Consider the following 10,892-nt stretch of genomic DNA (forward strand, 5'->3'; position numbering starts at 1 on the left):
AGCGCGAGTACAGAACTTTCGCGTCCTCGTCAAGGGGGTTCAAGACCCACATGAGTGCACCGCAGCCACCGAACCAGCCGTGGGGTGGCGGCCAGCCACCTCAGGGCCCGCCGAGTGGCCCCCAGCCGCAGCAGGACCCGTTCGGCAGCCCGGAGCCGACCCAGGTCGTGCAGCCCGCCCAGCACGAGGGCGGCTCGCCGTTCGGGGAGACGCCGGAGCCGACCCAGGTCGTCCAGCCCGCCCAGCCGGGTGACGGCGGGGCGGGCGCGACCCAGGCCATGCCGCCGTTCGACGCGAACGCGACCCAGATGGTGAACCCGGCCGGCGGCGGTGACGCGCCGGTCGCGGACTCGACGCAGCTGGTGCCCCCGGGCTCTCAGCCGCCGGCGATCCCGTACACCCCGCCGCCGAGCGCGGCCGACAACCCGGCTGCGGCCTTCGGCCAGCAGCCGGGTGGCTACGGCCAGCAGCCGGGCGGGTTCGGGCAACCGGGTCAGCCGGGTGGGTTCGGCCAGCAGCAGGGTGGCTTCGGGCAGCCGGGCCAGCCGGGTCAGCCGCCGCAGGGCTTCGGCGGTCCCGGGTTCGGCGGCCACCCCGGCTTCGGCGGTCAGCCGCCGCAGTTCGGCGCACCGGCCGCGGGCGGCAACCGGCAGCTCTTCGGCTACATCGCCGGGGGCCTGGTCACCCTGTTCGCCCTCATCGCGCTGATCTACTCGTTCATCTACATGGGCGACGCGAGCGACTACTCCGGCTTTTTCGACCGCGCGCCGGACCAGGCGTCGATCGACCGGGCGCTCGACGCGGCCGGGATCGTCGGCCCGGGCACGGTCTGGTTCTACGTGATCATGATCTTGCTGGGCTCGCTGGTCTCCCTGGCCGGCGGGGTCGGCCTGGCCCTCGCGGGCCGGCTGGGCGGGATCCGCAAGTTCGTGCCGATCGCGGTCGCCGCGGGTGGTGTGCTGCTTACGCTCTTCGCCCTGCTGCTCAAGATCGGCATCACGCCGAACGCCGCGACGCTCGCGCAGGCTTCCGCGACCGAGAAGGACACCTTCGGGCTCGGGCTTCCGCCGCTGATCTTCGGCATCCTGATCCTCATCGTGGGTGTCCTCGCGCTCATCCCGGCCACCGCGCAGTTCGTCGGCCTCGGCGGCGGCGGTGCCGCGCCGGGCGGGCCGCAGGGCTTCGGCGGGCCGCCCCCGGGCTTCGGTGGCCCGCAGCAGCAGGGCGGCTTCGGCCAGCCGGGCCACCCCGGCCAGCCGGGCGGGTTCGGGCAGCAGCAGCCGGGTGGCTACGGCCAGCCGGGCCAGCCGCCGCAGGGGTACGGACACCAGCCCGGTGGCTACGGCCAGCCGGGCGGGCCCAACCCGGCCAGCGGCGGGTTCCCCCAGCCGCCGAGCGGCGGGTTCGCGCAGCCGGGCGGCTACGGTCAGCCGGGTCAGCCGGGTCAGCCGGGTCAGCCGCCGCACGGCTACCCGCAGCAGCCGGGCCAGCCGCCGCAGGGCTGGGGCCAGCCGCCGCAGCAGCAGGGCCCGCCGAGCGGCGGGTTCGGCCAGCCCGGCCAGCCGCCGCAGCAACAGCAGTGGTGAGCTGACACAAGCACCTCGTGCCCCGGAGCCGTTCGGCTCCGGGGCACGCTGCTTCTACGGCCCGTTCCGCAATTGTCCGAAAAGGACAGGAGCCGGTAGGGCCATCGCCGGGATCGCGTGACAGCTTTTCTGCCGCTACCGCACATAAATGATCTTGGGTTCCGCCGTCCGGCCGAATTCCGTTCTTTTTCCGGCCGATTTCTCCCCATTCCGACTAGGGTGAGCGCCGTTGTCCCGCGCTCGGCTGATGGGGGAGTTGTGACCGGTTCGTACGGCCACCCGGTGTCGCATTCGCATTCGTATTCATCGGCTCGGCCATCCGGCCTAACCGCGGTTCTCGCCGGCGTGCTCGGATTTCCGGCCGCGATCGCCGCGGGATACGTGCCGGTGAAGATCTTCCTCGATATGCCGGCGGAATTCAGCCTCGGCGCGCTGCCGGCGTGGGTGCTGGTGGACCTCGCGGGTTACGTCGTCGCGGGGCTCGTGCTGCTGCTCGGTTCGCTCGCGACGCTGTTCCGCGCGACGGCGGGCGCGGTCCTGCTCGGCGTGGGCGCGCTGCTGGCCATCGGTGCCCTGCTGACCGAACCGCTGTCGGTGGGCGTGCCGCCGGCCCGGTTCGCCGACGCGATGTTCACCCACGGCGGCTTCGCCATGGCCGACCGCGTCGGGCTCGCCGCGCTGGCCGCGCTCGTGCTGGTACTGGCGTTCCTGCCGCCGACGTTCCGCTACCTGCGCTACCGCACGTCCGCGGTGCCCGTCCTGTCCGGGCAGGGCGCCTATTCGTCGCGGGGCTGGTAGTGGCCGTCACGGCCCCGCCGGAGCCCCGCGCGGGCACGGCGGTCGCCGCCGGTGTGCTCGCCCTGCTCGGCGGGCTGTGGTTCCTGCTCGGCATCTTCTGGGCCAGCCTCGTCCTCGGGTACGGCCAGGAGGATCTGCTGGTCCCCGGGCAGATCGCCGACGCCGTCATCGGCCTGCTGCTCCTGCTCGGCGGCGTGTCGTTGCTCGCGCGCGTGGAAGCGGCCCGGGTGTTGTGCCTGGGCGCGGCGGTCCTCGCCGTGGTCGCGCTGATCACCGGTGTGGTGCTCCGCTACCAGCGCGTCCTCTTCCTCGTGGGCGGCCCCACCGGCATCGACGCCGACGTGCCGCGCGGGATCGTCATGGTCGCGCCGTTCGTCGCCCTGCTGGTGCTTTCGGTCCTGCCGGCCACCCGCCGGTGGACCCGGTATTGAGATCCGTCCCACCTGACGGGAATGTCAGGGCCGCGCCGTACGCTGTGCCCATGGTGGACGACTACTCCGAACTGGGCTTCGAGACGCGCGCGATCCACGCCGGTCAGAAGCCCGACCCCCGCACCGGCGCGGTCATCGTGCCGATCTACCAGACCTCGACCTACGCGCAGGACGGCGTGGGCGGGACCCGCGAGGGCGACTACGAGTACTCGCGCACCGCGAACCCGACCCGTTCGGCGCTGGAGGAGGCGCTGGCCTCGCTGGAAGGCGGCCGGCACGCGCTGGCCTTCGCGTCCGGCATGGCGGCCTCCGACGTGGTGCTGCGCAGTACCCTCCGCCCCGGCGACCACCTCGTGCTCGGCAACGACGCGTACGGTGGCACGTTCCGCCTGATCGACAAGGTGCTCAGCCTGTGGGGCGTCGAGCACACCGTCGCCGACCTGGCGAACCTCGACGAGGTGCGCGCGGCCATCCGCCCCGAGACCAAGCTGGTCTGGTGCGAGTCGCCGACCAACCCGATGCTCGGCATCGCCGACATCGCGGCCCTGGCCGGCGTGGCGCACGACGCCGGCGCCCGCCTGGTGGTCGACAACACGTTCGCCACCCCGTACCTGCAGAACCCGCTCGCACTCGGCGCGGACATCGTCCTGCACTCGACGACGAAGTACCTCGGCGGCCACTCCGACGTCGTCGGCGGCGCGGTCATCACGAACGAGGACGAGCTGCGCGAGCAGTTCTTCTTCCTGCGCAATTCGGCGGGCGCGGTACCGGGCCCGTTCGACGCGTGGCTGACCCTGCGCGGCATCAAGACCCTCGCCCTGCGCATGGAGCGCCACAGCGACAACGCCGAGAAGATCGTCCAGGCCCTGGTCAGGCACCCGAAGGTGGCGAAGGTCTACTACCCGGGCCTGCCGGAGCACCCGGGCCACGAGACGGCGGCGAAGCAGATGCGCCGCTTCGGCGGAATGGTGTCGTTCAGCCACGCGGACGGCGAGCAGGCGGCGCTGGAAGTGGCCTCCCGCACGAAGCTGTTCATCCTCGCGGAATCCCTCGGCGGCATCGAGTCCCTGATCGAGCACCCGGGCAAGATGACCCATGCGAGCACGGCGGGCTCGACGCTCCAGGTCCCGGCGGACCTCCTGCGCCTCTCGGTCGGCATCGAGGACGGCCGCGACCTGGTCGCGGACCTGCTGGCCGCGCTGGGCTGACTCTTCACGCCCCAATGTGGCGTTCGGTGCGTCAGACGCACCGAACGCCGCATTGGGTGCGTGGGATGCACCGAACGCCACATTGGGTGCGTTGGACGCAACCAACGCCACATTGGGGCGCTTTGTCAGCCGACGTCGAGGCCGCCGCCGTAAAGGCGGTCCACCCGGAGCGTGATGACCACGCGGCGGTCCTCGACCATGTTCCGCAGGAACGCGGCCTCGTCCTCCGGGTCGCCGAACGGGGCCTGCATGGCCAGCAGGGCGCGGCCGGTCTCGTCCCCGGGCACCGCACTGACCGGTGACACCTCCGCGGTACCCTCGGCGACCCCGAACGCCAGGTGGTCGTCGCTGCTGACGTAGAGCGAAGCACGCGGATCGCGCGCGAGCTGACGCACCTTCGCCCGCCCCGCCGTGGACCCGATCCGCACCACGTGCTCGTCCGGATCCCAGGCGTACGCGACGGTCGACAGGTGCGGGTGCCCCGCGCGGTTGACGGTCGCCAGCGCGCCCAGCGAATGCTCGCCGAGCAACCGGCTGACGGCGTCCGAAGTGGGCTGGGCCGGCCCGGGACCGCGGCCCGGCTCGTAAACGGTGGTCACCCGGTGATCATCGGGGATCGGCGGAACCCGCGGAAGAAGGCACTTTCGTGTTCCCCGGGCACATCGGGGTAACGCAGCAGGTCAGGGGCTGTAGTTGCCGTGCACCACGCCGCCCGTCGCCGGGCCGCGGGTGGCCGGGAGGTTCGAGCCGTCGACGCAGCCGCCGACCAGCTCGACGTGGCTGTCGTGGCGGATGTACTGGGCCGGGGCGCCGCAGGAGGCGCTGTCCACGGTGAAGAACGCCGCTCCGGTGAGCGCGGCCGCCGAAGCCACCCCGATCACCAGCGGGAGCAGGCCGGCGGAGCGGGTGGCGCGAGCCCGTCGGGCCGTTTTCGCGTCGTTCCCCGGTGCCATGGTTGCTCCTTGTTTACCGCGTGTTGACGCGTCCCAGGGTACCCGGCTCGCGGTCCGGTCAACCTGTGGAGTTCCTGAGTGGCATAGTCCGGCCCATGGAACTCGTCACCCTCGAGCGGATCCAGGCCGCCCGGGAACTCCTCAAAGGAGTGACCCGGGTGACGCCGATGGAGCACGCGCGCGACCTGCGCCGGCTCCACGGCGGTCCGGTGCACCTGAAGTGCGAAAACCTGCAGCGGACGGGGTCGTTCAAGATCCGCGGCGCCTACACCCGCATCCACGGCCTGACCGAGGCCGAACGCGAGCGGGGCGTCGTCGCGGCCAGTGCCGGCAACCACGCGCAGGGCGTCGCGCTGGCGTCGTCGCTGCTCGGTGCCAAGTCCACCGTCTTCATGCCGCAGCGGGCCCCGCTGCCCAAGCTGGCCGCCACCCGCGGTTACGGTGCCGACGTCCATCTACACGGCGCTCTCCTCGAGGAGACGCTTCGGGCCGCGATCGAGTTCGGCGAGCAGACCGGCGCCGTCTTCATCCACCCCTTCGACCACCCGGACGTCATCGCCGGGCAGGGTACGGTCGGTCTCGAGATCCTCGAGCAGGTGCCGGGGGTGAAGACGATCCTGGTCGCCACCGGCGGCGGCGGGCTGGTCGGCGGGGTCGCGTCGGCGGTGAAGGCGCTGCGCCCGGACGTCCGCGTCGTCGGCGTCCAGGCCGAGGAGGCCGCGGCGTACCCACCGTCGCTGGCCGCGGGCGCGCCGGTGCGGCTGAGCTCCACCTCGACCATGGCCGACGGCATCGCCGTCGGCGAACCCGGCCTGGTCAGCTTCGCCCACGTCGAGTCCCTGGTCGACGACGTCGTCACGGTGACCGAACAGTTCCTGTCCCGGGCCGTGCTGCTCTGCCTGGAGCGCCGGAAGCTGGTGGTCGAGCCGGCCGGCGCGGCGACGGTCGCCGCGCTCCTGCAGCACCCCGGCGTGTTCGAGCCGCCGGTCGTGGCCGTCCTCTCGGGCGGCAACGTCGACCCGGTGCTGCTGCTGCAGATCATTCAGCACGGCATGACCGCGGGCGGCCGCTACCTGCGGCTGCACCTGCGGGTCCCGGACCGCCCCGGCTCGCTGGTCGGCGTGCTGTCGTGCGTCAGCGAGCTGGGCGCGAACGTCCTCGACGTCGAGCACTCCCGCATCTCCGGCAGCCTCGACCTCGGCGAGGCCGACATCGTGCTGGCGCTGGAGACCCGCGGCCTGGAGCACTGCAAGGAAGTCGAAGTCGCCTTGACGAACGCGGGCTACACCGTCGTCTAACCCGTCCTTCGGGGGTCCGGGTGGCGGAGCCCCCGGCTCGGGGCGAAGCCCCGATGTCACTGAGCGCTGGTGATGGCGGCGAGGGCCAGGTCCTTGGCGGCCTCGGTGACCTCGGCCGGCGCGGCGAACCGCCGGGCACGGAGGTGGGCGACCAGTTCCGGGTCCGGCGGCACGTCGTGTTCCCGCAGGTAGTACGCGACCGCGCCGGGCCACGCCCAGACACCGTCCGTGCGGAAGTTCATCGGCACGGCGTCGACGCGGCCGGGGTCGAACGCGTCAGGGCCGTTGCTGCGGGACGCCAGGATGACCGGGGCCGCGTCCAGGTAGGCGAGCACCGGCTCGAGCTCGGCCGGGGGCAACGGCGGCCGCCGGACGAGCGGGCGGCCCGCCGCGTCGATGCCGTCGTGGATGCGCGGGGTCCGGATACCGTCCGCCGGCGCCGGGCCCGCGGCGCGCCGGCGCAGCCACTCCGGGACGTGCTGCTCGGCGCGCGGGAAGGCGCGCAGCTCGTCCTGGAAGCCGATCGGCGGTGGCGTGCGCCGCCACTGCGGTTCCCGGTCGGCCACGAAGTCGGCGCCGACGCCCTGGCTCGCGTCCACGGTCAGCGTCGCGGCCAGCCACGTCCCGAGCCCCGGCCGGTACATGCCCGCGCGCAGCGTTCCCAGCAGCTGCAGCAGCTCCGCGGGCGGCGGGACCGCGCGGGGCACGCCGTCCGGCCCCGTGACGACGACGTCGGCCTCGATGTGCCGGCCGACCGCCCGGTAGTCGGCCCGGACCTGCCGCCAGGTGCCGGGCGGCGCCATCGACGCCAGCCCGTGCCCGATCCGGTTGACGAGCTGCTGCTGGTCCGGGCTCAGCGGCACCGGGGGTGTGGTCATGGCTCAGCCCTGCTCCGGCGCCGGCGGTTGCGTGGTCGCCTGCGGGACCTCCTCGGCGGCGCCGTCGGCCAGCAGGTCGGCCAGCGACCGCTCCAGCACGTAGGCGGTGCCGCCCCCGGGCTGGTCGTACCAGGCGATGACGGTGCCGGTGACGGCCCGCACCGGCCGGCGCAGGCGGTACACGTGGTACGCCCACTCGCGGACCTCGTCGGGTTCCGAACGGTGGGGCCATTCGGTCCGGGCGACGTACGCGGTGTTGCCGGTGGGCTCGCCGTAGCGGTCCATTTCGGTGCCCGGCGGCAGGGTGACCAGGCGTTTGCCGCCGTACATCTGCAACCCGGCGTCGCCGCCGACGGGCTGGATCGGCCAGTCCGCGGTGGGCCGCTTGGCGTCCGGCGGCAGTTCACCGCGGAACGCGGTGCGGTTCAGGTAGAGGTGCCCCACGAAGTAGCGGACGGCCGCCACCGCCGCCGGGAACGTCGCCGCGTCGAGCCGCTCGCCGCCCTGGGCCCGGAAGACCGCCCAGCCGTCGCTCTCGCGCACCAGGCACCACGCGCCGTCGGCGACCTCGCCGATGCGGTAGCGGGCCGGCGGGATCTCCAGCTCGGCCGCCGCGTCCTCGGCCGCGCGCAGGGCTTCGTTCGTCGCGGTTTCCGGATCGGGGGAGTCGGCCGGCGCCGCCGCGGCGCCGGTGAACTCGGCCAGCCAGCCCGGCAGCGCCTCGCCGGTCCGCGGGAACTGTGCCAGCTCGCGGGCGAACTCGGCCACCGGCCGGGGGCCGTCCCACGCCGGCTCGTCGTCCCAGGTGTAGGTGTACTCGACGCTCGAATTGAGCGCGACGTGCGCGACGACCTGGAACCAGGTGCCGCGGCCGTCGTGGTACATCGCGGCCCGCAGCTCGGCCAGCAGCTCGGCGACCTCTCGCGGCGGCTCCCACAGGAACAGGCCGCCGTCGGTGGCCCGGCGGACCATCACCGGCAGCTCGGTGTACCCGCCGATGGCCCGGTAGGTCAGCATCACCTGCGTCCAGTCCGGCGGCACCGACAGGACGATGACGTTCGCGATCTGGTCCCAGTACCAGTTCTGCTCCGGCGGAGCCAGCGGCGGCCGCGGCCGCGCGACCGGGACGTCCTCGGGCACCGGGTGGCCGGCTTCGGCGAGCCGCGCGCGCAGCCACGGCTGGATGCGCTCGGGGTCGCGCGGGTAGGCGGCGAGGTCGCGCACCCAGCCCGCCGGGTCGATCGACGGCGCCCAGTGCGGGTCCCAGTCCAGGTTGAACAGCGTCTGGATGCGCCCGGGCGGGTCGATCAGGTACCGCATCGAGAACCACGTGCCCTCGCCCGGCACGTAGTACGCGTCGCGCATGCGGCGCACCGCGGGGACGACCCGCTCCGGCACCGCGACCGGGACCTGGCTGCCGTCGGCCAGCAGCACGGTGAGCACGAAGTCCTGGACGTCGACGTTGACCCGGCTCACCAGGTCGATCCGCCGCCATCCCGCGGGCGCGACGTCGACGAGGGCGTTGCCCACTTCGTGCGACTGCTCCCGCCACTGCGAGGCGTCACGAGGCATGTGTGCCGGTCCTTTCTGGTGCCGCGGCCGGGCGCATCACGGCGCTCCCGCCGGGGTGTTGGTGAAGCTGCGCAGGTGGACGCTCCGGACGCCGGCGGCGTCCACTTCGACCCACCGTACTTGGATGGTGTGCGGCACCAGATCGCCGTCGTTGCGCAGCGGGAACACGTCGATCCCGTCGATCCCGCCGCCCTTCCGGAGGTGCTCGGCGAGGTCGGATTCGAACGCGTACCAGTGGTCGGGCCCGGCCTGGTTCGGCCAGCCCTGGTTCTGCGGCCGCCACTGGGACATCATGTTGACCAGCTCGCCGGGGCCGCGGAACTGGTTGCCGGCGATGTGCCCGCCGTCGTAGAGCCCCATGCCCGCGCCCAGCCGGCCCGACTGGCCCTGTGACGTGCCGTCCCGCCGCAGGAACTCGTGCTCGGGCGCGAGTTCCGGGTTGGCCGAGTGGCCGTGCACGGTCTGGGCCGGTCCGCCGGTGATCTCGGGGCCGGTCTGATAGGTGAAGCGCCCCTCGTCCACGTGGTAGACCATGTTCGGCGCCGGGTTGTTCAGGTCCGGGTGGTGCGGCCGGAAGGTCTCGACTACCGCGACCCGGCCGTGTTCGTCGGTCCAGTACACCGACCGCGCCTGGTCGATCACCTTGTCGCCGTCGCGGTATTCGCTGTGGACGACGTACTTCGAGTTCGGCTCGAGCTTCGGGCTGCCGTCGGGGTTCTTCGGCTGTGCGTCTAAAAAGGACTTTCCCTTGGGCAGGTCGACGTCGTGTTGCGTGGCGCCGCGGAACCGGTCCGGGTCCCGGACCCCGGCCGGCACCTCCGCGTTCGGATCGATGCCCTGGCGCAGGTGCACCTCGGCGCCGGGCGGGACGAGCCGCGGGTTGTCGATGCCCTTCCAGTCCGGGTTGGTCCGCGCGATCCGGCCCGAATCGACCTCCGCCCACCGGACGTGCCCGTCGGCGTCGGTGTAGAAGGTGCCGCGGTGGACGCCCTTCGTGTCGATGACCTCGTACTTGGTGTGCGGGTCGTAGGGACCGCCCTCGGCGAAGGACTTCTTCGGGCCGGGCGCGCGCGGGTCGTCGGCGTCGATCCGGACGGGGTCGCCCTCGAAGTCCGGCCGGTGGTACTGCACCGACGGGTGCGGCACGCCGTCGGCGTCGGTGTGGAACGTCTGGTGGTGGCCGTCGATCTCGACCCGGTAGGTGGTGTCCGGGTGCGGGTGCACGACGTCGGGGTTCGGGTGGTAGTCCGGGTTCGCCCGGAACGCGGGATCCGCCTGGCCGGTGGGGATCCGCGGCGGCACGTTCGGATGCGACGCGTCGATGTGCGTGACCCGGCCGGTGCCGTCGGTGTGGTAGGTGCCGCGCGGGTGCCCGTCGGCGTCGACCACCTGGTAGGACCGGTGGGGCTGCAACGGCTGGTCGCCGGGGAAGGGCTCCCCGGCGTGCGGCGGCCGCGGCGCGTCGGGGTGCGCGCTGCCCGGCCCGACCGGCACGTGCTCGCCCCCCGTCGGGGTGAAGTCCGTGCTGTGCTGCGGGTTCCGCCGCACCTCGGCCTGCCGCTGCGGATCGGTGAGATCGTGTTCCTGCTGCCGCGACAGCGGGTTCCGGTCCTCCGGCACGTGCCGCGGCGGCGCGTCGGGGTCGACGTCCGGCGCGGGGGCGTGGCGCTGACGCGTGTCGTCGTCCCCGCGGTGCCGCGCGCTGTCGGCGTCGACGGAGTGCGGATCGTGGTGCCGGGTATCGGGCGCGAACCCACTGTCCCCGGCGGCGTGCGTGCTGCCGTCGGGGTGGTGGACGCTCCACTCCCCGTCCGGCGGGATCCGCGGCCGCATCCGCCCATCGGGCCCGATTTCGTAGTCGGACGAGAAGACCCGCCCGTGCGAGTCGGTCCACGCGGGCTTGCTGGGCGCGAGCACTTCGGTGTCGAGTTCTCGGGAGAGCCGGTGCGCGAAGTCGTTCGAGCTGGCATCGCACCCGATCAGCCGGACGGGCCGCCCGTCGTAGTCCCCGTTGCGCCGCAGCACATCGGCGAACTCTTCGGGCGTGTAGAGCCGATCACCGATCCGCGCGTGCCCATCGGGCGTGACGTGCACGTCGACGGTGTAGCGCCCATCCGGATCGGGCCGCACCCGGTGCGGCAGATCGCCCATGTCCGGATCACCGGCGT

Annotated in this window: 9 protein-coding genes and 1 pseudogene; 5 read left to right on the forward strand and 5 right to left on the reverse strand. The window is 73.1% G+C overall.

Going from position 1 to position 10,892, the window contains the following annotated elements:
- Positions 1-50 precede the first annotated feature (50 nt).
- The 4 genes from C2L59_RS45060 to C2L59_RS45075 all read left to right on the forward strand — a co-directional run bounded on the left by C2L59_RS45060 (position 51) and on the right by C2L59_RS45075 (position 4,023).
- Positions 51-1,586 carry a hypothetical protein gene (locus C2L59_RS45060; protein WP_233224045.1) on the forward strand — a complete coding sequence of 512 codons (1,536 nt, stop codon included), beginning with the start codon at positions 51-53 and terminating at the stop codon, positions 1,584-1,586.
- Between the two features lie 345 nt (positions 1,587-1,931).
- Entirely contained in the window at positions 1,932-2,384 is a 453-nt protein-coding gene (locus C2L59_RS45065) for a hypothetical protein (protein ID WP_103355705.1), read from the forward strand.
- Complete coding sequence (locus C2L59_RS45070; protein ID WP_103355706.1) at positions 2,384-2,815, forward strand: hypothetical protein; 432 nt, start codon at positions 2,384-2,386, stop codon at positions 2,813-2,815. Before C2L59_RS45065 ends, C2L59_RS45070 begins: the two co-directional genes overlap by 1 nt.
- A gap of 50 nt (positions 2,816-2,865) precedes the next feature.
- Positions 2,866-4,023: a cystathionine gamma-synthase gene (locus C2L59_RS45075; protein WP_103355707.1), complete on the forward strand. Its 1,158-nt coding sequence runs from the start codon at positions 2,866-2,868 to the stop codon at positions 4,021-4,023.
- Between the two features lie 125 nt (positions 4,024-4,148).
- Here the strand turns inward: C2L59_RS45075 and C2L59_RS45080 are convergent, their stop codons facing one another.
- A complete protein-coding gene (locus C2L59_RS45080; protein ID WP_103355708.1) occupies positions 4,149-4,622 on the reverse strand; it encodes a pyridoxamine 5'-phosphate oxidase family protein in 474 nt (157 codons plus the stop codon).
- 81 nt (positions 4,623-4,703) lie between these two features.
- Positions 4,704-4,976, reverse strand: a complete 273-nt coding sequence (locus C2L59_RS45085; RefSeq protein WP_103355709.1) for a hypothetical protein — start codon at positions 4,974-4,976, stop codon at positions 4,704-4,706.
- A gap of 95 nt (positions 4,977-5,071) precedes the next feature.
- Here C2L59_RS45085 and ilvA point away from each other — a divergent pair, with 95 nt between their 5' ends.
- Complete coding sequence (gene ilvA / locus C2L59_RS45090; protein WP_103355710.1) at positions 5,072-6,274, forward strand: threonine ammonia-lyase; 1,203 nt, start codon at positions 5,072-5,074, stop codon at positions 6,272-6,274.
- A 56-nt stretch (positions 6,275-6,330) separates the two neighbouring features.
- On the opposite strand, the gene C2L59_RS45095 is transcribed toward ilvA, so the two are convergent.
- From C2L59_RS45095 to C2L59_RS45105, 3 genes and pseudogenes are all read right to left on the reverse strand, one after another.
- Positions 6,331-7,152, reverse strand: a complete 822-nt coding sequence (locus C2L59_RS45095) for a ferredoxin (RefSeq protein WP_103355711.1) — start codon at positions 7,150-7,152, stop codon at positions 6,331-6,333.
- 3 nt (positions 7,153-7,155) lie between these two features.
- Positions 7,156-8,724 (reverse strand): TNT domain-containing protein, encoded by a 1,569-nt coding sequence (locus C2L59_RS45100; RefSeq protein WP_103355712.1) that lies wholly within the window; start codon positions 8,722-8,724, stop codon positions 7,156-7,158.
- 36 nt (positions 8,725-8,760) lie between these two features.
- A pseudogene (locus C2L59_RS45105) lies at positions 8,761-10,892 on the reverse strand (DNA/RNA non-specific endonuclease); the annotation flags it as partial.

It is taken from the genome of Amycolatopsis sp. CA-128772, assembly GCF_002904295.1.
Classification (GTDB): domain Bacteria; phylum Actinomycetota; class Actinomycetes; order Mycobacteriales; family Pseudonocardiaceae; genus Amycolatopsis.

What these genes read in the sequence shown, in the direction of transcription:
- C2L59_RS45060 (WP_233224045.1), top strand. Translation starts at nt 51, where the DNA reads ATGAGTGCACCGCAGCCACCGAACCAGCCGTGGGGTGGCGGCCAGCCA.
- C2L59_RS45075 (WP_103355707.1), top strand. Translation starts at nt 2,866, where the DNA reads ATGGTGGACGACTACTCCGAACTGGGCTTCGAGACGCGCGCGATCCAC.
- ilvA (WP_103355710.1), top strand. Translation starts at nt 5,072, where the DNA reads ATGGAACTCGTCACCCTCGAGCGGATCCAGGCCGCCCGGGAACTCCTC.
- C2L59_RS45095 (WP_103355711.1), bottom strand. Translation starts at nt 7,152, where the DNA reads ATGACCACACCCCCGGTGCCGCTGAGCCCGGACCAGCAGCAGCTCGTC.
- C2L59_RS45085 (WP_103355709.1), bottom strand. Translation starts at nt 4,976, where the DNA reads ATGGCACCGGGGAACGACGCGAAAACGGCCCGACGGGCTCGCGCCACC.
- C2L59_RS45100 (WP_103355712.1), bottom strand. Translation starts at nt 8,724, where the DNA reads ATGCCTCGTGACGCCTCGCAGTGGCGGGAGCAGTCGCACGAAGTGGGC.